The organism is Burkholderia sp. MSMB1459WGS (genome assembly GCF_001534535.1).
Taxonomy (GTDB): Bacteria; Pseudomonadota; Gammaproteobacteria; order Burkholderiales; family Burkholderiaceae; genus Burkholderia.
In genome coordinates, this window is the sequence record NZ_LPMU01000023.1 from 470,447 (window position 1) to 495,220 (window position 24,774).

At 66.9% G+C, this 24,774-nt stretch carries 20 protein-coding genes; 15 read left to right on the forward strand and 5 right to left on the reverse strand.

Going from position 1 to position 24,774, the window contains the following annotated elements:
- Positions 1-322 precede the first annotated feature (322 nt).
- The 8 genes from WT97_RS09775 (at position 323) to WT97_RS09810 (ending at position 9,571) form a co-directional block, all read left to right on the forward strand.
- Positions 323-1,342 (forward strand): DNA-binding protein, encoded by a 1,020-nt coding sequence (locus WT97_RS09775; RefSeq protein WP_060353317.1) that lies wholly within the window; start codon positions 323-325, stop codon positions 1,340-1,342.
- Positions 1,343-1,511: 169 nt separating this feature from the next.
- The gene (locus WT97_RS09780; RefSeq protein WP_060353318.1) at positions 1,512-2,135 is read left to right on the forward strand and encodes a TetR/AcrR family transcriptional regulator; all 624 of its coding nucleotides are present in this window, start codon (positions 1,512-1,514) and stop codon (positions 2,133-2,135) included.
- A 234-nt stretch (positions 2,136-2,369) separates the two neighbouring features.
- Positions 2,370-3,428: an NADP-dependent oxidoreductase gene (locus tag WT97_RS09785; RefSeq protein WP_060353319.1), complete on the forward strand. Its 1,059-nt coding sequence runs from the start codon at positions 2,370-2,372 to the stop codon at positions 3,426-3,428.
- A 93-nt stretch (positions 3,429-3,521) separates the two neighbouring features.
- Positions 3,522-3,821, forward strand: a complete 300-nt coding sequence (locus WT97_RS09790) for a putative quinol monooxygenase (RefSeq protein WP_006482784.1) — start codon at positions 3,522-3,524, stop codon at positions 3,819-3,821.
- Positions 3,822-3,969: 148 nt separating this feature from the next.
- Positions 3,970-4,425 carry a (2Fe-2S)-binding protein gene (locus WT97_RS09795; RefSeq protein WP_059505285.1) on the forward strand — a complete coding sequence of 152 codons (456 nt, stop codon included), beginning with the start codon at positions 3,970-3,972 and terminating at the stop codon, positions 4,423-4,425.
- A gap of 1 nt (position 4,426) precedes the next feature.
- Positions 4,427-6,646, forward strand: coding sequence for a xanthine dehydrogenase family protein molybdopterin-binding subunit (locus tag WT97_RS09800; protein WP_060353320.1), 2,220 nt, complete (start codon positions 4,427-4,429; stop codon positions 6,644-6,646).
- Between the two features lie 15 nt (positions 6,647-6,661).
- A complete protein-coding gene (locus WT97_RS09805; protein WP_060036104.1) occupies positions 6,662-7,972 on the forward strand; it encodes a cytochrome c in 1,311 nt (436 codons plus the stop codon).
- Between the two features lie 153 nt (positions 7,973-8,125).
- Positions 8,126-9,571 carry an NAD-dependent succinate-semialdehyde dehydrogenase gene (locus tag WT97_RS09810; protein WP_060353321.1) on the forward strand — a complete coding sequence of 482 codons (1,446 nt, stop codon included), beginning with the start codon at positions 8,126-8,128 and terminating at the stop codon, positions 9,569-9,571.
- Positions 9,572-9,653: 82 nt separating this feature from the next.
- Here the strand turns inward: WT97_RS09810 and WT97_RS09815 are convergent, their stop codons facing one another.
- On the reverse strand, positions 9,654-10,706 hold the full coding sequence (locus tag WT97_RS09815; RefSeq protein ID WP_156440241.1) for a hypothetical protein: 1,053 nt from the start codon (positions 10,704-10,706) through the stop codon (positions 9,654-9,656).
- Between the two features lie 434 nt (positions 10,707-11,140).
- Here WT97_RS09815 and WT97_RS09820 point away from each other — a divergent pair, with 434 nt between their 5' ends.
- Positions 11,141-12,541 (forward strand): ISNCY family transposase, encoded by a 1,401-nt coding sequence (locus WT97_RS09820; RefSeq protein ID WP_156440242.1) that lies wholly within the window; start codon positions 11,141-11,143, stop codon positions 12,539-12,541.
- Between the two features lie 227 nt (positions 12,542-12,768).
- On the opposite strand, the gene WT97_RS09825 is transcribed toward WT97_RS09820, so the two are convergent.
- Positions 12,769-13,167, reverse strand: coding sequence for a RidA family protein (locus WT97_RS09825; RefSeq protein WP_060353324.1), 399 nt, complete (start codon positions 13,165-13,167; stop codon positions 12,769-12,771).
- Positions 13,168-13,277: 110 nt separating this feature from the next.
- Here WT97_RS09825 and WT97_RS09830 point away from each other — a divergent pair, with 110 nt between their 5' ends.
- From WT97_RS09830 to WT97_RS34530, 5 genes are all read left to right on the forward strand, one after another.
- The gene (locus WT97_RS09830) at positions 13,278-14,237 is read left to right on the forward strand and encodes a LysR substrate-binding domain-containing protein (protein ID WP_060353325.1); all 960 of its coding nucleotides are present in this window, start codon (positions 13,278-13,280) and stop codon (positions 14,235-14,237) included.
- 287 nt (positions 14,238-14,524) lie between these two features.
- Positions 14,525-14,971 (forward strand): VOC family protein, encoded by a 447-nt coding sequence (locus WT97_RS09835; protein WP_059789502.1) that lies wholly within the window; start codon positions 14,525-14,527, stop codon positions 14,969-14,971.
- A 326-nt stretch (positions 14,972-15,297) separates the two neighbouring features.
- On the forward strand, positions 15,298-16,509 hold the full coding sequence (locus WT97_RS09840; RefSeq protein WP_060353326.1) for a porin: 1,212 nt from the start codon (positions 15,298-15,300) through the stop codon (positions 16,507-16,509).
- A gap of 420 nt (positions 16,510-16,929) precedes the next feature.
- On the forward strand, positions 16,930-17,421 hold the full coding sequence (gene pal, locus WT97_RS09845; protein WP_034206187.1) for a peptidoglycan-associated lipoprotein Pal: 492 nt from the start codon (positions 16,930-16,932) through the stop codon (positions 17,419-17,421).
- 133 nt (positions 17,422-17,554) lie between these two features.
- Positions 17,555-17,704, forward strand: coding sequence for a hypothetical protein (locus WT97_RS34530; protein ID WP_179949762.1), 150 nt, complete (start codon positions 17,555-17,557; stop codon positions 17,702-17,704).
- A 91-nt stretch (positions 17,705-17,795) separates the two neighbouring features.
- Here WT97_RS34530 and WT97_RS09850 read toward each other — a convergent pair whose 3' ends face one another.
- Genes WT97_RS09850 through WT97_RS09860 form a run of 3 tightly spaced genes read right to left on the reverse strand, consistent with a single transcriptional unit; the run spans position 17,796 to position 22,623 of the window.
- A complete protein-coding gene (locus WT97_RS09850; RefSeq protein ID WP_059789504.1) occupies positions 17,796-19,055 on the reverse strand; it encodes a cytochrome c in 1,260 nt (419 codons plus the stop codon).
- Positions 19,052-19,747, reverse strand: a complete 696-nt coding sequence (locus WT97_RS09855; RefSeq protein ID WP_060353327.1) for a (2Fe-2S)-binding protein — start codon at positions 19,745-19,747, stop codon at positions 19,052-19,054. The genes WT97_RS09850 and WT97_RS09855 overlap by 4 nt, the downstream gene beginning before the upstream one ends.
- Positions 19,744-22,623 (reverse strand): xanthine dehydrogenase family protein molybdopterin-binding subunit, encoded by a 2,880-nt coding sequence (locus WT97_RS09860; protein ID WP_060353328.1) that lies wholly within the window; start codon positions 22,621-22,623, stop codon positions 19,744-19,746. The genes WT97_RS09855 and WT97_RS09860 overlap by 4 nt, the downstream gene beginning before the upstream one ends.
- 453 nt (positions 22,624-23,076) lie before the next feature.
- Here WT97_RS09860 and WT97_RS09865 point away from each other — a divergent pair, with 453 nt between their 5' ends.
- Positions 23,077-24,627, forward strand: coding sequence for a sensor domain-containing diguanylate cyclase (locus WT97_RS09865; protein ID WP_059505306.1), 1,551 nt, complete (start codon positions 23,077-23,079; stop codon positions 24,625-24,627).
- The last annotated feature ends 147 nt before the right edge of the window (positions 24,628-24,774 follow it).

Below are 24,774 nucleotides of genomic sequence, written 5' to 3' on the forward strand. Positions count from 1 at the left end.
CGCCGCCGGCGCGCCCACGCTGGTGTTTGGTTGCCGCGCGTGTGGCGCGATCGTACTTGTTCGGCTGCCGTGCAAAGGGTGGCTGTCCCGATCCAGCGGATGCCCCGAGACGCTTGGTGAAATCTGCGGACATGACCCGATAGGGGATTCCGGCGTTTCGATGCCGCACCGCGCCACGCCGTAACGAGCGGGGCCGGCTTCGTTCATCTTCCCTGAGCAATTCTCGACATTATAGAAATAATGTCAAACTGAAACCGACCGATGATTGAATATTTAACGGTTTACGTTATATTATCGACGAAATTCCCCGATAGAACCCGCCATGTTCGATCTCGTCGCCGATGAACCTCGCCTGACCGCCGAAATCGAGCGCCTCAAGGCCGACTTCCCGAAAACACGCGAGCTGTACCGCGAAGTCTGCGCGCTGCTGTTCTTCCGCTTCGGCATCACGCCGACGGCGAACCGCCTGTACCAGCTCGTTCGCAAGGGCAGCATGAGCACGCCGACGGCCGTTCTCGGCGAGTTCTGGGCCGAGCTGCGGGAAAAAAGCCGCGTGCGCATCGAGCATCCGGACCTGCCGGCCGATCTGCAGGCGGCGGCCGGTGAACTCGTCGCGGCACTGTGGAACCGGTCGAGCACCGCTGCGGCAGCGGCCCTCGACGCGCTGCGCGCGGAAGTCGAAGCGCAGCGAGCCACGGCGCAAACGGAAGTCGCGACGTTGCAGGCCGAACTGGCCCGCACCGAAACCGCGCTGGAGCAACGCACGGCTGCGTTGCTGGCCGCGCAGGTCCGCATTCAGGAGCTGGAGCAGGCGAGGGCGGCCGACGATGCCTCCCGGCAAGCGCTGCAAGCCGATATCGAACGCCTGACGGCCGACAACGCGGAGGGCGATCGTGCGCTCGCCGAGGCCCGTGCGGATTTCACTACCCAGCTCGACCGGTTGCGCGACGACGCCCGCCGCGCCGAGGAGCGCCTGCGCGCATCGGAGAAGCGGGCGCTTCAGGAAATCGATCGCGAGCGGCTCGCCGCCGCGCGATTGCAAAAGGAACTCGACGCGGCGACATCGCGCGCGGAACAACGCGATGCGCAGCAGCGGAAAGAAATGGCCGCGCTACAGGCACAACTCGGCGACGCGCTGCATCGCTGCGGCGTGCTTCAAGGGCAGCTCGATGGCGCACTGGCGACCGAGGCGGCGCGCGGCAACGAACTCGATGCGTTGAGGCGCGAGATGGCGGCACTGTTGCGGCGGCCGCCGTTGCGCGGGGTCAAGAGTGCCCCGGCCGCCGAACGGAGCGAGCGTCGGGCGCGCATGAGAAAGCGCGCCGACGAAGCGCCGCGCTGACGGCGCAACCGAGTCGCCGCGATGTCGTGCCACGTGCGTACGCCCCGGGCAGGCGAGAAGCGCGCCGGCCAGGCATTGGGCCCGCGGCGGGGATCGGGTAAAGTGCCGCTCAACATGCCGGTTCGACATCACTAGACGACCGGTCTAATCGTTGCTACCATACGCCATCATGAATGCATCTTCAGGCGCCGAAGTCCGCCAGCACATCCTGAATATCGCGAAGCCGATCATGCTCCACAAGGGGTTCTCGGCGGTCGGTCTGAACGAGATTCTCGCCGCGGCGGGCATCCCGAAGGGCTCGTTCTACCATTATTTCGGCTCGAAAGAGGCATTCGGCGAAGCGCTGCTCGAATCGTATTTCGAAGGCTATCTCGCGCATCTCGACAACCTGCTCAAGCAGCAGGCCGGCACCGGCGCCGAGCGCCTGATGACGTACTGGGGCAACTGGCTGCACACGCAATGCGCAGACGATCCGGAAGGCAAGTGCCTCGCGGTGAAGCTCGGTGCGGAAGTGTCGGATCTGTCGGAAGCGATGCGCACGGTACTGCGGCGCGGCACCAGCCAGATCATCGATCGGCTCGCGGGCGGCATCGAGGCCGGCCTCGCCGACGGTTCGCTGAGCGGCGTCGACAATCCGTCGTACACGGCCGCGATCCTGTACGAGCTGTGGCTGGGCGCGACGCTGCTGGAAAAGATTCACCGCAACCGCAAACCGCTCGAAAGGGCGATGGCCGAAACGCGGCGCATGCTGAACCTGCCGCCTGCCGCGCCACGCAACGGGGCGCAGTCGTAATCCGGGCGCGCTTGGGCGCGCCTTGTTTTTGCCCTGATTCTAGACGACTGGTCTACTCAATCATTCATGACGAATGCCTCACACCGCGTTACGCTGTCCCGATCGTTCCAATCGCCTGCCTGCGATCGCACCGGCTCGACCGCCGACGCCGCCGCAGGCGTGCCCTTTCCGCTGGTCCATCCCTGATCCGAGCGTGCCCACGCAGTACGTTCATTCCCGTTGACGGAGGCTCACATGCCGCAAAGCAAAACCGCAAACCGCCAGATCGTCCTGAATTCGCGCCCGGTCGGCGCACCGACGCCGGACAACTTCCGCGCCGAAACCGGTGACGTGCCGGTGCCTGGCCCCGGCCAGGTACTGCTGCGCACCGTCTGGTTGTCGCTCGACCCGTACATGCGCGGCCGGATGAGCGACGCGCCGTCCTATGCGCCGCCGGCCGAGCTGGGCCAGCCGATGGTCGGCGGCACGGTCAGCCGCGTGGTGGCGTCGAACCTGCCGGCGTTTCGCGAAGGCGATCTCGTCGTGGCCGGCGCCGGCTGGCAGGACTATGCGCTGTCCGACGGGCGCGACCTGATCCCGCTCGGCCGCGACTTCGCCCACCCGTCGTACGCGCTCGGCGTGCTGGGCATGCCGGGCTTCACCGCGTACACCGGGCTGCTGACGATCGGCGAACCGAAGGCCGGCGAAACGGTGGTCGTCGCGGCCGCGAGTGGCGCGGTCGGCGCGGTGGTCGGACAGATCGCGAAGCTGAAGGGTTGCCGCGTGGTCGGCGTCGCGGGCGGCGCCGACAAGTGCGCGTACGTGACCGGCACGCTCGGCTTCGATGCGTGCGTCGACCATCGCGATCCGGCGTTTGCGGCCAAGCTGAAGGACGCGTGCCCGAACGGCATCGACGTTTATTTCGAAAACGTCGGCGGCGCCGTGTTCGACGCGGTGTGGCCGCTGCTGAACGACCATGCGCGCGTGCCCGTCTGCGGAATCATCGCGCATTACAACGACGCGGCATACGACGACAAGGCCGTGTCGACCGGCCGCGACCGCGTGCCGGCGCTGATGGGCGCGATCCTGCGCAAGCGCATCCGCGTGCAGGGTTTCATCATTCTCGATCACTATGCAACCGGCTATGCGCCGTTCCTGAAGGACATGAGCGAGTGGGTCGCGCAAGGCAAGGTGAAGACGCTCGAGGACGTCGTTCCCGATCTCGTCGACGCGCCGCAAGCGCTGATCGGCCTGCTCGCCGGCAAGAATTTCGGCAAGGTCGTCGTGCGGGTCGGCCCGGACGAACTGGCCTGATCTCCGCTCGGCGATAGACCACCGCTGCACGCTGGCGTCGCGAGACGCCGGCTTGTGGCATGCTCGTTTCCGTTTTCAAAGGAGTGGAAAAAAATGGCGCTTCACGTGATTGCTTCGCTGTTCCTGAAACCCGAACACGCGCAGGCCGCCGAGGCCGAACTGCGCAGCATGGTCGCCAAGACGCGCACCGAACCGGGCAACCGGCGCTATGACCTGTTCCGCGAGCAGGACGGTTCGCCGAACCTGCATCTGTACGAAATCTACGACGACCAGGCGGCGTTCGACGCACACCTCGCGAGCCCGTATTTCGGCGAATTCCGTACGAAGTCGGCCGACTGGTTCACCGCACCGCCGGTCATCAAGGTGCTGTCGGGCATCGACGTGGCCGAGTAACGACGCAAGCATGCAACACCACCGCCGCGGCTCGCCCGCATCCGGGCCGCGCGGCAGCCGTTGCGCACGACGCAATGGCGACGACGACCCCACGGCGCAGCACGCCCCGTTCGCGCCGCTTCCCCAATACAACGGCCCCGGAGGCTGAATGATCACCCTCAACATCAACGGCGAAACCCGCTCGGTCGACGCCCCCGACGACATGCCCTTGCTCTGGGTGTTGCGCGACGTCGTCGGCCTCACCGGCACCAAGTTCGGCTGCGGGATCGCGCAATGCGGCGCGTGCACCGTGCATCTCGACGGCGTTGCCGCGCGTTCGTGCGTGCTGCCGGTCGCGGCCGTCGCGGGTCGCAAGATCACGACGATCGAAGCCGTCGGCGCAACGCCGGCCGGCCACAAGGTCCAGCAGGCGTGGCGCGAGCTCGACGTCGTCCAGTGCGGCTACTGCCAGTCGGGGCAGGTGATGGCCGCCACCGCGCTGATCGCGGCGAACCCGAATCCGAGCGATGCCGACATCGATGCGGCCATGGCCGGCAACATCTGCCGCTGCGGCACGTATCACCGGATTCGCGCGGCCGTCAAACAAGCCGCGAAGGAGGCCTGACATGTCACGTGGACTGATCGAAGCAGGTCGGGCCGGCGCGGGCGTGTCGCGCCGCGGGTTTCTCAAACTTGGGATGTCGCTCGGCGCGGCGGCCGGCGGCGGCTTGCTGCTCGGCTTCAGCCTGCCGGCGGCGGGCGACGATGCGCGCCGCTCGGTGATCGGCGGCGATGCAGCCGAACCCGCTGCGCCCGGCGTGTTCGCACCGAACGCATTCGTGCAGATCGACCGCGCCGGCAAGGTCACGCTCGTGATGCCGAAGGTCGAGATGGGGCAGGGTGTCTATACGGCGCTGCCGATGCTGATCGCGGAAGAACTCGAAGTGCCGCTGTCGAGCGTGACGCTCGATCATGCGCCGCCGAACGAGAAGCTGTTCCTCGATCCGCTGCTCGGCGGCCAGCTCACCGGCGGCTCGACGTCGGTGCGCTACGCGTGGGAACCGCTGCGCCGCGCGGGCGCCACGGCGCGCACGCTGCTGGTCGCGGCGGCCGCGAAGCAATGGAACGTCGATCCGGCCAGTTGCCGCGCGGCGAACGGCGAGGTGCAGCACGCGCAGAGCGGCCGGCGCGCATCGTACGGCCAGTTGGCCGACGCCGCGGCGAAGCTGCCGGTGCCGAAGGACGTCGTGCTGAAACAGCCGGCGGATTTCAAGCTGATCGGCACGCCCGCGAAGCGCCTCGATTCGCCGGAGAAGGTCGACGGCACCGCGCAGTTCGGGCTCGACGTGCGCGTGCCCGGCATGTTGTATGCGGTGATCGTGAACAGTCCGGTGTTCGGCGGCACGGTCGCGAGCGTCGACGACACGGCCGCGAGGAAGATCCCCGGCGTGCGCCAGGTCGTGCGCGTCGACAACGCGGTCGCGGTGGTCGGCGATCACACGTGGGCCGCGAAGCGCGGCGCATCGGCGCTCGTCGTGAAGTGGAACGAAGGCGCGGACGCAAAGGTGTCGACGAAGGATCTTTTCGCGGATCTCGCGCATGCGGCGGCGAACGGCAAGGGCGCGGTCGCGCGCAAGGAAGGCGACGTCGGCAAGGCGTTCGCGAACGCGAAGACGCGCGTCGACGCCGTCTACGAACAGCCGTTGCTCGCCCACGCGACGATGGAGCCCGTGAACTGCACGGTGCACGTGCGCGGCGACGGCTGCGAGATCTGGGTCGGCACGCAGGTGCCGACCCGCGTGCGCGACACGGCGCAGCAACTGACCGGGCTGGCGCCGGACAGGATCGTCGTGCACAACCATCTGCTCGGCGGCGGGTTCGGCCGGCGGCTCGAAACCGACATGGTCGGCCAGGCCGTGAAGGTCGGCAAACAGGTCGCGGCGCCGGTGAAGGTGATCTGGACGCGCGAGGAAGACGTCCAGCACGACATGTACCGGCCGTGCTACTACGACACGATCTCCGCCGGCCTCGACGCGAACGGCAAGCCGATCGCGTGGCAGCACCGGATCGTCGGCTCGTCGATTCTCGCGCGCTTCGCGCCGCCCGCGGTCAAGGACGGCGTCGATCCCGACGCGGTGGAGGTCGCGGCCGAGCTGCCGTACGACCTGCCGAACCAGCTCGTCGACTACGTGCGCCAGGAGCCGCGCCACGTGCCGACCGCGTTCTGGCGCGGCGTCGGGCCCACGCGCAGCACGTTCGTCGTCGAGAGCTTCATCGACGAACTGGCCGCGCAGACCAAGACCGACCCGGTGCAGTACCGCCGCGCACTGCTCGACAAGACGCCGCGCGCGCGCAACGTGCTCGACGTCGCGACGAAGGCGGCCGGCTGGGGCGCGTCGCTGCCGAAGGGGCAAGGGCGCGGCGTGTCGGTCATGCACGCGTTCGGCAGCTTCTTTTCGATCGTCATCGACGTGGCGGTGGATGGCGGCGAGGTGCAGGTCAAGCGCGTCGTGTGCGCGGTCGACTGCGGCATGTACGTGAATCCGAACACGGTCGAGGCGCAAGTGCAGGGCGGCATCGTCTTCGGGATCACGGGCGCGCTGTACGGCGAGATCACGATCGAGGACGGCCGCGTCGTGCAGACCAACTTTACCGACTACCGGGTGATGCGAATCAACGAGACGCCGCCGATCGAAGTCCATCTGGTGAAGAGCGGCGAAGCGCCGGGCGGAATCGGCGAGCCGGGCACGGCCGCGACCGCGGCGGCACTGTCGAACGCGATCTTCGCGGCCACCGGCACGCGGCTGCGCAAGCTGCCGGTCGGCAACCAGCTGAAAACGGCCTGAGGGGAGGGGACGACCATGCGACATCTCACCCTGAACCCGAGCCTGAATGCGCTCCGCGCCTCGTTGCTCGCGCTGTCCGCACTGGCGGTCGGCACGGTCGCGCATGCCGCGCAGCCGGCGCCCGCCGACAGCGCGCTCGTCGCGCGCGGTGCGTATCTCGCGAAAGCCGGCGATTGCGTCGCGTGCCACACCGCGCCACGCGGCACGCCGTTCGCCGGCGGCCTGAAGATGGTCACGCCGATGGGCGCGATCTACACGACCAACATCACGCCCGATCCGGAAACGGGCATCGGCGGCTATACCGAAGCCGATTTCGCCGGCGCGTTGCGCAAGGGCGTCGCGAAGGACGGTCACAACCTGTATCCGGCGATGCCGTATCCGTCGTACGCGAAGCTGAAGGACGACGACGTGAAGGCGCTGTATGCGTACTTCATGCACGGCGTCGAACCGGTGAAGCAGGCGAACCGGCCGTCCGACATCCCGTGGCCGCTCAACATGCGCTGGCCGCTCGCGTTGTGGAACATGGTGTTCCTCGACACGACGCCCTACGCGGACAAGCCGGCGAAGGACGCGATGTGGAACCGCGGCGCGTATCTCGTGCAGGGGCTCGGACACTGCGGTTCGTGCCACACGCCGCGCGGCGTCGGCTTCCAGGAGAAGGCGCTCGACGAAAGCGGCGCGGCGTTCCTGTCGGGCGCCTCGATCGACAACTGGTTCGCATCGAACCTGACCGGCGAGCACAATACGGGGCTCGGCCGCTGGAACGAGGCCGACGTCGCGCAGTTCCTGAAGACCGGCGCGAACCAGCACGCGACCGCGTTCGGCTCGATGGTGAGCGTGATCAACCACAGCACGCAGGAACTGACCGACGACGATCTGGCCGCGATCTCGCGCTACCTGAAATCGCTGCCGGCGGCAGGCGGCACGGGCGCGCCGCCGTACCGCTACGATCCGAAGGCGACGCAGGCCGCGCTGGGCCGACCGGCAACCGATCCGGGCGCGAAGGTGTATAACGCTTACTGCCTGCACTGCCACGGCGTGGACGGGCGCGGCTATGCGCCGCTGCTTGCGCCGCTCGCCGGCAATCCGAACGTGCTGGAGGCCGATGCGTCGTCGCTGATCAACGTGACGCTGAACGGCAGCGACACGCTCGTGATCGGAGGCGTGCCGTCCGCCTATCCGATGCCGGCATTCTCGAACCAGTTGAACGACCGGCAGATCGCCGACGTGCTGACGTTCATGCGCGCCGGCTGGAACAACGGCGCGCCGGCGGTGCAGGCGGCGGACGTCGCGAAACTCCGCAAGGCGACGGCGGCCGCGCACTGAGCGCGGCACGCTGCGCAACGATGGCGGGCCGCCGTGCCTGCCGCCCATGCCGCCCGGTGCGTGCCTGCCCCGGCGGCGTGGCTTTTTCTGTCAACCGGCGCGCGGCCGTTCGCGGCAGCGCGCGTTTTATCGACGCAATGTAGGGGTGTCTGGATGGCTAACGTGACTTATACGGATACGCAACTGCTGATCGACGGCGAGTGGGTCGACGCCGCGAGCGGCAAGACGATCGACGTCGTGAACCCGGCGACCGGCAAGCCGATCGGCAAGGTGGCCCACGCGGGCATCGCCGATCTCGACCGTGCGCTCGCCGCCGCGCAGCGCGGCTTCGAAGCATGGCGCAAGGTGCCCGCTCACGAGCGCGCGGCGACGATGCGCAAGGCGGCCGCGCTGGTGCGCGAACGCGCGGACACGATCGCGCAGTTGATGACGCAGGAGCAGGGCAAGCCGCTCGCCGAAGCGCGCGTCGAAGTGCTGTCGGCGGCCGACATCATCGAATGGTTCGCGGACGAGGGCCGCCGCGTGTACGGCCGGATCGTGCCGCCGCGCAACCTCGGTGCGCAGCAGACGGTCGTGAAGGAGCCGGTCGGCCCGGTCGCGGCGTTCACGCCGTGGAATTTCCCGGTCAACCAGGTGGTGCGCAAGCTGAGCGCGGCGCTCGCGACCGGCTGTTCGTTCCTCGTGAAGGCGCCGGAAGAAACCCCGGCATCGCCGGCCGCGCTGCTGCGCGCGTTCGTCGACGCAGGCGTGCCGGCCGGCGTGATCGGCCTCGTGTACGGCGATCCGGCCGAAATCTCGTCGTACCTGATTCCGCACCCGGTGATCCGCAAGGTCACGTTCACGGGTTCGACGCCGGTCGGCAAGCAGTTGGCCGCGCTCGCGGGCCAGCACATGAAGCGCGCAACGATGGAACTGGGCGGCCACGCGCCGGTGATCGTCGCCGAGGATGCGGACGTCGCGCTCGCGGTGAAGGCCGCCGGCGGTGCGAAGTTCCGCAACGCGGGGCAGGTCTGCATTTCGCCGACGCGTTTCCTCGTGCACAACAGCATCCGCGACGAATTCACGCGCGCGCTGGTCAAGCATGCGGAAGGGCTGAAGGTCGGCAACGGCCTCGACGAAGGCACGACGCTCGGCGCGCTCGCGAACCCGCGACGGCTGACCGCGATGGCGTCGGTCGTCGACAATGCGCGCAAGGTCGGCGCGAGCATCGAGACCGGCGGCGAGCGCATCGGCGCGGAAGGCAACTTCTTCGCACCGACCGTGATCGCGAACGTGCCGCTCGAAGCGGACGTGTTCAACAACGAGCCGTTCGGCCCGGTCGCGGCGATTCGCGGCTTCGACAAGCTCGAGGATGCGATCGCCGAGGCGAACCGTCTGCCGTTCGGGCTGGCCGGCTACGCGTTCACGCGCTCGTTCGCGAACGTGCATCTGCTGACGCAGCGCCTCGAGGTCGGGATGCTGTGGATCAACCAGCCGGCGACGCCGTGGCCGGAAATGCCGTTCGGCGGCGTGAAGGATTCGGGCTACGGGTCGGAGGGCGGGCCGGAAGCGCTGGAGCCGTATCTCGTCACGAAGTCGGTGACCGTGATGGCGGTTTGACGACAGGTCGAGCATCGCGAGGCCGCCGCTTCCGAGTAGGGGGCGGCGGCTTTTTTTCGGGCGCGTCGACCGACGGCGAACCTCAGCGGATCGGCAGAATGCCCTCGAAGACGCTTTTCACCGCGCTCTGCTGGGCGGGGTTCAGATCTCCGTAGCTGGGCGGAATCTCGCCGCATTCGGCGACCTTCGCGATTTTGACCTTTTCTTTCGCGACTGCCCACTCGCCGGACAGATGGCCTTCGAATCTCATGCCGAAGGGACTATTGGCGCCTGCCGCCTGGCCCCAGCCGTTCACCATCATGGTTTCCTGCGCGCCGCCCCACGCGAGCGGGTGCTTGCCGTCCTGCGACTCGCGACGGTTCTGGCAGGAGTCGGCATTCGGCACGCAGTGGCCCCCGATGATTTGCTCCGGCGTGGCTTTCTTCAGGTCGGCCAGGTCCAGCAGCATGTAGTTCTCGAGATTGACGAGATAGTCGCGATTGCTTTCGGCGATCAGGATCGCCGCCATCGCGTTGCCGAGCGCCTGATCGTTCGCGGCGGCTCCGCTCAGGCCGCCCGCGTATACCGTCTTCATCGCTTTGAGCAGCTCCGCCGGCGTTCTGTCTTTGGCGGCCCTGGCAAACATCGTCGGGTAGTCGCTGGCGAAACACGTGCTCGGGTTCCCGTTCGCTCGGCCCCAGAAGTGAATGTAGTTCGAGTATTGTCCGCCTCCGCACTGGCGATAATAAATGGCCTCGTTCATCGAGAAGAACTGGCTCCGGCCTTCTGCACCAGCGCATTGATAGGCCGCGAGACGCAGGAACTTCAACGGGCTCACGACGTTGCCGAAGTAGTTGCGCTTGTCGGGACCGGCCGCAGGAAGGTGATCGTTCGCCCCGTCGCAACGTATCGGGTCGGGCGGGGGCGTTTCCGGCCTCAGCTTCATACGCTCGACGACAGTGTCGACTTTCGCGTTCGCGACCTTGAGCGCGGCTTCGCGCAACACATCCGACGTGACATAGAGCGGCCCTCCGCGCATGGCGACGGCATAGCAGGCGGTCGCCCCTTGCGCCTGCGCGGCGAAAGAAAGTGCGGCGGCAAACGAACATGCGGCGATCCCCAAGGTGCCGCCGATACGGTGACAATCGATATCCATGAACGGGCTCCGGTGATTTCGTGGATGGGAAAGGGTCCGCGAGCGGGCATGCATCAACGACGAGCCGGCGCACGCAGATGGCTTATGGGCCGACAGCGCTGCCCGACGTCGCGGGATGAAGGACACAGGAGGAAGGACGCTCGGGACGAGCCGTTGTGAGCCGCCCGGGGAGCCGAGGGGTGCCGGGCGTTAGTCACGCATCGGACTGGCTGGATGGATCAAGCAGTTCTTGGAATGGGACAGGAAGTGACACACTTAATGAGCCAAGATACTCAATTTTACATAACGTGAATTATCGACAATTTTGGTGTAAGAGCAAAGTTGTAATGTCGTATCTGGGCAAAGTTGAAATGTCGTAGTTCGAGGGTTTCGGCGCATGCTGGCGGCGGTTTGAACTGCCGGAGCGCATCGTGGGCCAACCTGGACTGATCACCATGAGCATGCGGGAGCTGGACCGTCTGAAGGTCGTGGAAGCCGTGATCGAGCAGCATCTGATGCCTTGGCGAGCCGCGGAGCGGCTCGGGATCAGTCGCCGGCAGATTGAACGGCTGGTCGCCCGGTATCGCGCTGCTGGCCCGGTCGGGCTGATTTCGCAGCGTCGTGGTCATGCGAGCAATCATCAACTGCCCGAGGATTTGGCGCATCGTGCCTTGAGCCTGATTCGTGAGCGCTACGCCGATTTCGGGCCGACGCTGGCCTGCGAGAAGCTGTGGGAATGCCACGGGCTGCAGTTGTCGAAGGAGACGGTCAGAAGGCTGATGACGGACGCCGGGCTGTGGATTCCGCGCCGGCAACGACCGCCGAAGGTTTATCAGCCGCGAGCGCGCCGGGCTTGCCTCGGCGAACTGATCCAGATCGACGGCAGCGATCATCGGTGGTTCGAGGAGCGGGCACCGGCCTGCACGCTGCTGGTGTATGTGGACGACGCGACGAGCCGGCTGATGATGCTGCACTTCACGCAGACCGAATCGACGTTCAGCTACTTCGAGGCGACGCGGACGTATCTGGAGCGCCATGGCAAGCCCGTGGCGTTCTACAGCGACAAGTACAGCGTGTTCCGCAGCCCGACTGCGGGCAAGACCGGCAGCAGCGTGACGCAGTTTGGCCGGGCCATGTACGAGCTGAACATCGACACGTTCTGCGCGAACAGCAGCTCGGCCAAGGGGCGCGTCGAGCGTGCGCACCTGACGCTGCAGGACCGGTTGGTCAAGGAAATGCGCTTGCGCGGCATCAGCACGGTAGCCGACGCCAACGCGTATGCGCCCTCCTTCATCGCTGATTTCAACCGTCGCTTCGCGAAGCCGCCGCGCAGCGACTTCAATTCGCACCGGCCGCTGCGAGACGACGAGAATCTGGACCGGGTGATGACCTGGCGCGAAACGCGTCGGGTCTCGAAGTCGCTCACGGTGCTGTACGACCGGGTGCTGTATTTGTTGGACGATACGCTCGAGAATCGGAAGTTGATTCATCGCTACATCGACGTCTGGGAGTATCCGGATGGTCGGATCGAGATCCGGGCTGATGGCGAGGTATTGCGATGCCGTCTTTACGACAAACTGGCAGAGGTCGATCAAGGCGCGATCATCGAACACAAGCGCCTGAGCCACGCGCTGCAAGTGGCTGAAGCGATTCAGGCGCAGCGCGATAACCGGCGGATTTCGGGTTCCCCGTCGCGCGCCAATCGAGGGCTACCGGTACGAGCCAAGGCATCGTTGCCAGGTGCCAAGAAACAGCGCGCGTTCACGGAAACTGATATCGAAGCAGCCATCCTGCAGGTCGCTTCACAAACACATCAAACGGAATCGAATCGGCGGTCTGCGAAGGCCCGCGGGTGAACGTAAGCGCCCTGCTGCTTCAGCTCGGCGCTTCAACATTGAATGACGGAAAGGCCGATGAAACATGCGACATCTGTATTTAGCTGGCGCTACGACATCTGAATCCGGGTATGACATTTGGTTGTACTGGCTAGATTGAAATGTCCGCTTTGGGGTTGCCCAAGCTGTCCGGCCGGCGGATACGCAGCGCCCGACGCGACAATAGCCGCAGCGCACGGCCAACGTTTCTACGACGCCGCATCCGGGACGACCGCGATCGCTTCCACCTCGATCAGCGCGTCCGGCGAATACAGGGCGGAGACTTCGACGAGACTTTCCGCCGGATACGGCGCGGAAAACCATTCGCGACGGACGTCGACCATTCTGTCGAGGTACGACATCGACTTCAGGAAGATCGTCGTCTTGACGACGTGGTTCATGCCCGAACCGGCCGATTTCAATGCACGCTCCAGATTGCCGAATGCGCGTCTGGCCTGGCGATCGAAGTCTCCGGGCCCTTCGATTTCGCCGTCGTCGCCAATGGCAGGCTGCCCCGAAACGAAGACGAAACCGCCTACCCGAATTGCTTGAGATAATGCAAACGGCGCATAGGGATCGGGATTCGTGTGCACCTGTTCGATTTTCATGGAAGGCTCTCCGTCGAGTTCCGGGTGATTGTCAGGGATCGGAGTATCGATGGAGCTTTCGAGCGCAACAAATGGTCAATTCTCACCTTACAGATGAGCTTTTCTAACCCATGCGCAAACTGCCTCCGTTGAGCGCGCTACGTGCATTCGAAGCCGCGGCCCGGCGCGCCGGCTTTAAAGCGGCGGCTGAAGAACTCAACGTCACCCCTACCGCCATCAGCCACCAGATACGTCAACTCGAAGAATGGCTCGACGTCAAACTGTTCGAGCGCCAGACGCGCGGCGTCCGGCTGACGGAAAACGGCAAGGCGCTGTTCCCGGCTCTTCGTGACGGCTTCGACAGCTTCGAGCGCGCAATCGAGGCAGCGCGAAACATCGACGAAACCAAGGTTGCAACGCTCACGTCCACGGTGGCATTCACCGCGAAATGCCTCGCGGCTCGAGCAGGCGGATTTCGTGCCGCGTATCCCGATTGGACCCTTCGGCTCGACGCCACCAATGCCATCGTGGACCTCGACCAGTCCGCGCATGCGTCGATCCGTTACGGTTCGGGCTACTATCCCGGGCTCATGTCGGAACCGCTTTTCAGGGACCGGTTTACCCCGGTGTGTCGTCCGCATTTGTCGATTGCACACGAAAAAGACCTGCAGCGCGCGACGCTGATTCACTTCGATTGGGGTCCCTCCGTCCGCGACGATCCACGCGCAATTACATGGGCACGCTGGCTGGAGGCAGCCAAAATACGCGGCACCGATCCGAACGATGGCCTCCGATTCAACGACGAAGTCCATGCAATGCAGGCGACCCTTGCCGGACAGGGAATCGGCCTGATAAGCCTGACCCTGGTGTCCGACGAATTGGCCAACGGCACCTTGGTGCGGCCGTTCGACCTGGCGCTGGATAGCTTCCAGTACGATCTCGTTTACAGCCCTCGCTCCGCGACGAGACAGGCAACCGAAATATTGCGAGACTGGGTGCTTCGGGAATTTGCCGGGCATCGGTGTGCGGAAGCCGCCGAAACAAACGCAGGCGTGCTGCCCACTCCGGTGCCAGCCTTCGATACGACGTAATCGTTATCGAGAAATAGTCCTCCGTTGAGCGCCCTGCTTCAACACGGAACCCGACCGCCCACACCGTTGCCCATCATCGTGCACCAGCGCCGCGTGTCTTGTTGCTGCGACGGATACGGCAACCCGGTCCTCGGATCGATCGAGTTCAGCGGATTCGGCCTCGGGAGGTGGTTTGCCGCATGCATCGCGGCGTTCTCCGCCATCTGGCGGCGATCAATTTCGTTCAAGACCGGGCACCGAATGCGCGATAGGATCGAGCCACACCCACACCCCCACCGGAGGGCACCATGGCGATTCACGAAGTCTTTCCGTATCTGCGCGCCAAACGCGCGGAGGACGCCATCGCGTTCTATGCGAAGGCATTCGGCGCGCAAGAGAAATTTCGGCTCGTCGAGCCGTCGGGGCGCATCGGTCACGCGGAATTGCAACTCGGGCCGTGCACGCTGATGATCTCGGACGAGTTCCCGGAATACGATCTCTTCGCCCTCGATCCGGACGGCAACGCGCCGATGGCGCTCCATCTTCATGTCGACGATGCCGATGCGACGATCGCCGCCGCCGTCGCTGCCGGCGCGCGCGTGACGCGTGCGCTCCAGGACCAGTTCTACGGCGAGCGTTCGGGCAGGATCCGCGATCCGTTCGGTTACGATTGGCTGATCGGGCATACGATCGAAGCGGTCGAACCCGACGAAATGCAGCGGCGTTACACGGCGCTGATGTCCGGCGATCAGTAAGCAGTAAGCAATCCGGACGGCATACCCGGAGCGATCCCCCGACCTGACACGCGGCATGCAGTATGGCTGGCGCGGCGCGCACCGGGCCGCGCTGCCAATCGCCCGCCGCTAGCGCTCGGCACACCCTCGCGCGATGGCGCGCCGACTCGCACGCACCGCCACGCACGCCCCCTCCCCGACCGCCTCCCCGCAGCCGACGCATCGCGATTCCGAGCGATTCCGCAGAGGACCTTTCCTGTGCGACGCCTTAATCGGCCGCCGAAAGATTCCAATAATGGCCGCCCGATCCATCGGCCGCCAGGCCGGTCCAACAACAACAAACGCCTATGCCCTTCTCCCAAACGAACCAGCACGCCGGCGCACGCGTCGCGGGGACCGTCATTGCCGCCTGCCTGACCGGCTTCCTGCCGGATCTCGCGCTTGCCCAGAGCAGCGTGACGCTGTACGGCCTGATCGACACGTCGATCACCTACTCGACCAACCAGCGCACGCGCGGTGCCGGCTCGCCCGGCGGCGGCGGCGTCGCGATGACGAGCGGCGCACTGAACGCGTCGCGCTGGGGGCTGCGCGGCCGCGAGAATCTCGGCGGCGGAATGGCCGCGGTCTTCGCGCTCGAAAACGGCTTCTCGGGCACCACCGGCAAGCTGTCGCAGAAAGGCGTCGCCCTGTTCGGCCGCCAGGCATGGATCGGGCTGAGTTCGCAGACGGCCGGCACGCTGTCGTTCGGCCGCCAGTACGACCTGATCCTCGATTTCGTGACGCCGCTCGGTGCGTCCGGCCCCGGCTGGGGCGGCAACCTCGCGGTCCACCCGTACGACAACGACGATTCGAACCGCAACCTGCGCATCAACCACGCGGTGAAGTACACGAGCCCGACGGTTCGCGGGCTGAGGTTCGGCGCGATGGTCGGGTTCTCGAACATGGCCGGCCAGTTCTCCAACAACGCGGTGTGGAGCACGGGGGTGTCGTATGCGAACGGGCCGCTGAAGCTCGGCGCCGGCTACCTGAAGATCAGCCGGGACCGCAATGCGCCGAACCCGGACGGCGCGCTCAGCACGGTCGACGGCTCGGCGACGATCACGGGCGGCAATCAGCAGATCTGGGCGATGGCCGGGCGTTATGCGTTCGGGCCGCACTCGGTCGGCGCCGCGTGGTCGCATTCGACCACCGACGGCGTGACGGGTGTGCTCCAGGGCGGCAACATCGTGCCGCTGAAGGGCGAATCGCTGGTGTTCGACAACGTCACGATCGACGGACGCTACTTCGTAACCGGTGCGCTGAGCGTCGCCGCCGCGTACACATATACGATGGGCCGCTTCGACACCCGCACGGGCCAGACGCGCCCGAAATGGAACCAGGTCGTCGCGCAAGCCGACTATGCGCTGTCCAAGCGCACGGATGCGTATCTCGAAGGCACGTACCAGAGCGTGAGCGGCGGCAACGGCCATCCGGCGTTCAACGCGACCGTCTGGACCTTGACCCCTTCCGCGAACGGCAACCAGGCCGTCGTCGCGCTGGGGCTGCGGCACAAGTTCTGACGAGGCCGCGTGCGCCGCAGCGTCGCGCGGACGACCGACGGCATCCGGCAAGTGCTCCCCGCATCACCCGCTCCCCGTCGCCGCCACCGACAAGGCCGCGCCCCCGTGCGCGGCTTTTTTCGCTGTGGCATGCGACGCATGCCGCACACCGCTCGCGGCAGCAAGAATGCCGCCCGGCTGTCGCATTTGCGCAAAAAATGCGGAGAAACTGGGCACGTTGTGACATTTTTCCTAATCTATTTGCAGCGACGCCGCGATCCGGCGTTCCGGTCGCAACATTCTTTCATCTGGCGCACCATCGGCTTACGAGCCCGCATCGCGGCAACGGAGCCGGACCTTTCGCGCCACGGCGGCCGGACGGCTGCGTGCGGATGGCACGCGCCCCGCTTTCAACGCAGTCAACCGCTGGAGAAACGAACGATGAGCAAAATGAACCGAATTGCGGTCCTGGCAACTTTCGTACTGCTGGCCGGTTGTCACAACGCGGCGAAAACGCCCGAGAATGCCGGCGCGGCGCCGACGCCATCGAGCGAAGCCGTCGCGACGGTGACGGCCGACGATCTGAACAATCCGAACAGCCCGCTCGCCAAGCGCAGCATCTACTTCGATTTCGACCAGTACTCGGTGAAGCCCGAATTCCAGTCGCTGCTGCAGGCGCACGCCGACTACCTGCGCAGCCACCCGGCGCGGCGCGTGCTGATCCAGGGCAACACCGACGAGCGCGGCACGTCCGAATACAACCTGGCGCTCGGCCAGCGCCGCTCGCAGGCCGTGATGAGCGCGCTCGAAACGCTCGGCGTGCCGGCCACGCAACTCGAGGCCGTCAGCCTCGGCAAGGAAAAGCCGGTCGCGCTCGGCCACGACGAGGAAGCGTGGGCGCAGAACCGCCGCGCCGATCTCGTCTATCGTTGATCCACGCGCCGCCGCCGCGGCGATACGTAAAAAGCATGGAATAACCGCTTCGCCGAAACGTCTTCTCATCGCGCAGACGCGCGGTTCACGCGAGCCGCCTTTCCTGGCGCCTGCGCGCTGCAAGGAGATTGCAATGAAATCGGTAACGTTGGTTGCGGCGCTGATCGCGGCGCTGGTGCTCGTGCTGTCGGCGGGCTGTACGTCGTCGGGCAGCGGCGTGTCGCAAGGACCGGGCATGAGCCGGTATGGCGGCTCGGGCGGAAGCGGAGGCGGCGGTTACTGACGCGCCGCGGCAAGGAAAACGGGGCGGCGCATCGCGCGCGATCGCCGGAAACCGGCTGCCTCGCTCGCGACGCCCCGCCCCGGGGCACGGCTCAACGCATCGCCTTTACGTCGGCCGGCGTGACGCTCGCGGGCTGGCCGCCCCACGTCGCGCGCAGGTAGTTCGCGAGCTGCGCGAGTTCGTCGTCGCTCAGCGTGTGCGCGAAGCCCGGCATCGGCTGCAGGTTTTCGACGCCGGCGAACTTCTGCTCGTCGATGCCGTCGAGCATCGCGACCAGCAGGTTGCGCGGATCGCCCTGCCGCACCGTCGAGTTGCCGTTCATCGGCACCGCCACGTGCGGCTTGCCTTCGCCGTTGAAGCCGTGACAGCCGGCACAGACCGCGAGATACACCGAGCGGCCGGCGGCCAGTTGCGCGGCATCGGCCGACACCGGCTTCGCCGGTTGCGGCGCGGGCGGCGTATCGCCGAGCAGGTACGTCGACAGCGCGCGCAGGTCGTCCTTCGTCAGGTACTGCGTGCTCAGGTGCACGACCGGATACATCTCGCCGAACGCCGAGCCTTGCGGCGCGATACCGACGCCGAAGAACGTCTGCAGGTCGGTGCCCGTCCAGCCGCGCGCGGCGAGGCCGGCCGGCGTGATGTCGGGTGCGGCCACGCGGCCGAGCGCGGCCCCCGCGAACGGCTTCGCACCGTCGAGTTGCCCCGTGAACGCGCGCGGCGTGTGACATTCCGCGCAGTGGCCGAGCGCACCCGCGAGATAGCGGCCGCGCTGCCAGTCGGCGGATTGCCCGGCCGACGCATCCGGCAGGCTGTCCTTCAGGAACACCATGTCCCAGAACACCATGCCGAAGCGCAGGTTGTACGGGAACTTGAGTTCATGCGCGCGGTTTTCCTGCGCGACCGGCTTGACCGTCTTCAGGTACGCGTACATCGCGTCGGCGTCGGCGCGCGTGAGCTGCCGGTAGGACGTGTACGGCATCGACGGATACAGGCGCTTGCCCGGCGCCTTGCCGTCGTGCAGCGCGGCGTAGAAGTCGTCCGCGCTCCAGTTGCCGATCCCGTGATCCTTGTCGGGCGTGATGTTCGAGCCGTAGAACGTGCCGAACGGCGATTCGAGCGCCGCGCCGCCGGCGAACGGCGCACCGTCCTTCGCGGTATGGCACGCCGCGCAGTCGGCGGCCCTGACGAGATAGCGGCCGCGCGCGATCTGGTCGGCGCCGGGGGCGCCGGACGCCGCGCTCGACGCCGGCGCGTCGCGACCGCCGCAGGCGGCGAGCAGCAGCGCGCAGGCCGCTGCGAGCGCGGGCAGGCCCGCGGCCCGCGCGGCACGATGAGCGAATGTGCGTTTCATGCGCTGTCCTTCACGAGTCCCGGCGTCGTCAGCACCACGTCCTTGACGGCTTCGTAGTAGCGGACATAGCCCGTGCAGCGACAAAGATGCGCGTCGAGCGCGTCGGTGATCGTGCGCTCCACGTCCGTCTTCGCGATCGGCTCGCGCTTCAGGCGTTCGATCAGCACGGTCGCCGCGTTGACGAAGCCCGGCGTGCAGTAGCCGCACTGGAAGCTGAAGTGCTCGAGGAATTTCTGCTGGATCGGCGACAGCTCGACCACTTCGCCGGCTTCGTTGCGCTTCGCGTGGCCTTCGATCGTGCGGATCGAACGGCCGTGGAAGAAGTGCGCGCCGGTAATGCAGGTACGCATCTCCTCGCTCGTGCCGTCCGGCTTGTCGACGATCACGACGCACGCGTGGCAGATCCCCTGCCCGCAGCCGAGCCGCGAGCCGGTGAGGCCCACGTACTCGTGCAGGAACTCGATCATCATCAGCCCTTCCGGTACCTGCATCGGGCCGACTGACTTGCCGTTGATGTTCACCGACAGCGGTTTCTGCTGAAACCGGACGAGCGGACGCTCGACGGCTGCCGGTGGCGATGCCGGCGCGGCAGGCGCAAACGCCGGTGCGACGGAAGCCGCATTCGGCGCGGCAGCGCCGGTCGCAGCCGCGCCGGCGCTCGCGGCCGAAGCCGCGGTTTGGGCGGTCGTCATGCGAGCACCTCCTGAATCTTTTGCGGGGTCACCGGCAGGTCGGTGAAACGATGGCCGATCGCGTGCGCGATGCCGTTCACGATCGCGCCGACGACGGGGATCATCACCACTTCGGCGACACCCTTGGGCGGATCGGTTTCGGACAGCGGCGGCAGCACGTCGCCCGTCTGCGTCCAGACGGCGACGTCGGACGCGCGCGGCAACCGATAACGGTTGAAGTTCCACGTGCCGTTGCCGGGGCCGTCCTCGTAGAGCGGCAGGTACTCGTGCAGCGCATGGCCGATGCCCATCGCGAGACCGCCCTGCAACTGCCCCGACACGAGCTGCGGCGAAATCTGGTTGCCGCATTCCATGATCGAGTGGTGCGTGAGCAGTTCGACCTTGCCGGTCGCTTCGTGCACGGCCAGCTCGACGAGCGTGCCGACCGCCGTGTAGTACGTGACGGCCGCGTTGTTGCGGCTCGTCGGCGGGATGAACACGCGTTTGCGATCGAGCACGCGATAGCCGTTCGCGGTCGGCGGCAGCGTACCGTGCAGCGCGGTCGCGCCGGCCGGTGCGGCGGTGCCGGGCAACGGGCCGTCGTCGGCGCCCGTCTTCGGCGCGCCGATACGCAGCGACAGCCCGTCGATCGGCAGACGCTCGAGCGCGCCGCCGATCTCGAATTCGGCATCGGTCCACTGCCAGCGGTTGAACACGTGCACGACGGCGCCGGTGGGCAACCCGAGCGCATGCGCCTGCTTCGCGAGTTGCTCGAACGTCAGCGGCTCGAGGCCGTCGGCGGTCAGCTTGCCGTCGACCCATCGCGCATCTTCGATACGAATCGTGTACGGCGCGGCCTGGCCGCCGCCCAGGCCGCGCGTCCAGATCGACATCGCGGCCGGCCACAGCCCGTAGCGGAATACGGCGCGCGCAGCCTCGCGCGTGCTGTGCGTGAAGTAGTACGCGGAGTTCGTCGCGCTCGACGGCGACGCATAGCCGGGCGACCAGCGCGGGTTCGTGCTCAGGCGGTCCTGGTCGGCCTGCGACATCAGGTACGGATCGCCGCTCGTCTCGACCGGCAGGTCCGGCCATTCGGTCACGGCCACGCGGACGTCGGTCGCCGGGCGGCCGAGCCATTTCGCGACCGCGACGGCCTGCGACGTCGACATCCCGGTGCCGATCTCCGCGGCCGTGTGTTGCAGCGACACCTTGCCGTGCGCGTCGAATTCGACCTTGGCGAACGACGCTTCCGCGCCCGTGCCGAAATCCTTCTGCACGCACGCGAAACCGACACCGTAGCGCTTGCCCGGATGTGCGGTCTCGAATTCGACCTTGCGCGCGGCGCGGTGCGTCCACAGCGGATGCTGCTTCGCTCGCTCCAGCACTTCGTCGACGCGCAGCGCGCCGGCGGGGATCGCGCCCTGCGTGTTCTTCATCCCCGAACGCAGCGCGTTGCGCAGGCGGAAGTCGATCGGGTCGATGTTCAGTTGCGCGGCGATCTCGTCGACCGCCATCTCGGTCGCGGCCATGCTCTGCAGCGTGCCGTAGCCGCGTGCGGAGCCGGCGTCGATCGCGCGCGACGCGATCGCGACCGCCGCGAGGTCGCTCTTCGGGAAGTAGTAGATCGATTGCGCGGCGGTGGCGCCGACCATCGCGACCGACGGCGAGAAGTTCGAGCGGCCGCCGCCGTTCGCCTCGAAGTCGCCCTTGAACGATTGCAGCAGGCCCGTGTTGCGGTCGACCGCGATCCGGTAACGCATCTTGAACGCGTGACGCTTCAGCGAGGTCTGGAACTGCTCGTAGCGGTCGTTCGCGAAACGCACCGGGCGGCCGTCCGCGTACAGCGCGCAGACGAGGCCGTAGAACGGCACGTTGAAGTGATCCTTCGAGCCGTAGCCGACCGTGTAGCACGGATGCACGAACAGCTTCTTCACCGGGAAGCGGCATTTCGCGACCATCGCGGCCGCGTTCTCCGACACTTCGCGCGGCGACTGGGTCGGCACGACGAGATGCAGCGCTTGCGTCGCGGCGTCGTACCAGCAGTTCGCGTTGTCGGGTTCGAGCGCGGCCGTATCGACCGACTGCGTGTTGTATTCGCGATCGAACACGAGCCAGTCGGCCGGCGGACGGTCGAGCTCGCCGGCGATCTGCCCGGCGAGGAACATGCCCTGCTCGTCGAGCTTGCCGTGCTCCTTGCCGTCCGGCCAGACCGGCAGGTGCTTGCGCATCATGCTCGGGAAGATCGGCGCGTCCTTCAGGCTCGAATAGACGTCGTCGTCATAGGCGGTCTTGCCGCCCACGCGCACGTAACGGAAGGTGCCCCACGGATCGCGCTCGAGCGGGCCGGTGACCGCGCCGTAGCGGATCACGTCGTCGCGGAACTTCAGCGCGTTCTTCGCGAAGCGGAAGCGCGCGAAGTCGTGATAGATCAGGATCGCGACCGCATGGCCGAGATACGCGGGCGTCTTGCCGGCCGGCAACAGCATGTCGTCGCCGTAGAACGCCGGGAACGCGACGCCGTCGCGCGCGAGATCGTCGGCCGTGACCACGCGGTCCGGCTTCAGCTCGTCGCCGAGCAGCGACAGGTCGAAGCCTTCGTACGTGCGGTCGGCCTGCGTGACGCGCAGGATCAGCGCATGCGACTGCTGCTGCGGCCAGTGCGGCATGTCCGCGGCGCGCACGTCGCGGGCGAACACTTTCGCGCCCGTGACCTTCGCGATGCCGTCGATGCGGAATTGGGGGATGCCGGTGACGCTATCCCATTTGACGGGCGTGAGGAGTTTTTCTTCGAAGAGCGCCGCGAACGCGCGGCTGCCGATGGGCGCGACATACACCGCGACGCCCGCCAGCACGCTGGCTTTCAGAAAACCCCGCCGTGACAGGCCGTGGTTTTTCATTGGGGGGAACCTCCTGAGGCGGCTCGGACGGCGATCGGGTGTCGCGGCGTTCGGAGCGGCGCGCATTCTGGCATTGTTTTCGATATATCGCCTATAGTATTTCCCGCATGAAATACTTATTGAATTTCTTATAACTGGACTCGGCCAGACTGCGGCCGGCGGTCCCGTTGGCCGTTTGCGTGCGGCTGGATGCCGTTGCGCCGGCTTCGCGGTCGCCGGTCGGCCGCCCGCATCGTTCCGTTCGCAACGACGCCGCCTTCGCACCGACGAATCCGCAAGCCGCCCGCGGCCGCGGTCGACGACCCTCGCGCGAGACAGTGCGCGGCGCCCGCCGGCCGGCCCGCGCCGCGGGTTTTTCATGGTAATGTCGTGCGCATCCGGCTCGGCCGGGCTTCCGCCACGTGCCGTGCGGGCGCCGCGAGCCATCGCGATATCGTGTCGAGGTCAATAACCATGGCAGTCAGGGCATCTCTCCTGAACTCCGTTCTCGCCACTCCCCCCTCCGGCAACCACCGCGTGACGGCCGCGCTGCGTCCGTCGATGCTCGTGACGCTGTTCGAGGACGTGCGTCCGATGGCGCTGTCCGGGCTCGCGAGCGGTTTCGTCGCCGCCGTCGCGCTGCTCCGGCTGCAGCAGCTGTGGTGCCTCGCGTGGCTCGTTGCCGACGTCGGCCTGCTCGTTGCGCGCCTGTCGATCGCACGGGCGTACACGGTGCGGCGCAACGCCGGCGACGATCGCGCCGAATACTGGGCGATGCGCTATGCGCCGGTGTCGCTCGTCGCGTGCCTGGTGCTCGGCCTCGGCGCGATGGGCTGCGTGCAGGCCGCCGACGTCGAGCTCGGCACGCTGTCCGTGATGGTCGCGGGCGGCGTGTTCGGCGGGATCGCATCGCGCAATTCGGCGCTGCCGCGGCTCGCGATGACGCAGATCGCGCTCGGCGTGTTGCCGATCGGCGTCGGTGCGCTGCTGGCCCCTCGGCCGGGCGCGTGGCTGCTCGTGCCGCCGCTCGCGATCTATCTCGCGGCGATGCGCACGGTCGTGCAGCGCCACTATCGCGTGCTCGTCGCGCTGATCGCCGCGCGCCAGCGCAACGCCGAACTCGTCGCCCGCTTCGACGCCGCGCTCACCTACATGCCGCACGGCCTGTGCATGATCGACGGCGACAGCCGCGTGATCGTCGCGAACCGACGCACCGCGCAACTGTTCGGCTCGCCGCGCGAGATCATGCTCGATACGCCGCTTCCGGCCGTCGTCGCCGCGCTCGGCGCCCATGCCGCGATCGATCCCGGGGGTGCCGGCCTCGCCGCGCAGTGCGACGACTGGCTGAGCCGCCACGAGCCCGGGCCGCTCGACATCGCGCTCGCCGACGGCCGCCAGCTCGAACTGACGCGTCACCGCGTGCCGGACGGCAACGCGGTGATCATCGTCGAGGACGTCACCGCGCGCCGACAGACCGAACAGCACATCCGGCACCTCGCGCGACACGACGCGCTGACGGGTTTGCCGAATCGCCACGAACTGCATGCGGAGCTCGAGCGGATGCTCGCGCGCCGGCCGCGGTTGCCGAGCCCGGCGTTCGCGGTCATGTATCTCGACCTCGACGGTTTCAAATCGATCAACGATCGCTTCGGCCACCAGGCCGGCGACGAAGTGCTCACGCAGGTCGCCGAGCGGCTGGGCAAGACGCTGCCGCCGGGCGAGCTCGCGGCACGTATCGGCGGCGACGAATTCATCGTCGCGATCGACGACACGACGATGCAAGCATGCTCGATCCTCGCCGCGCGGATCATCCGGCAGATTTCGGCGCCGTATGCGCTGTCGATCGGCGAGACCGTCTGCATCGGCATCAGCATCGGCATCGCGCTCGACGACGGGCACGGCTCGCCCGACGAGTTGATCCGGCAGGCCGACAGCGCGCTGTACGACGCGAAATCGGCCGGCAAGGGCATCTACTGCTTCTATTCGAGCGGCAGCCGCCGCATGGCGCCGGCCACCGCAAGCTGAGCCGGCGACGCGCCGCGCATTGCCCTTTGCGCACCCGCGCGGCCTCCCGACGATTCAATGCCGAAACGTTTTGCCGGTTCGCACGCGGCGCCGCGCGTGCGCGTGTCACGTGACGTGTTCCGTAACATCGCCGCCCGGCACGCCGAA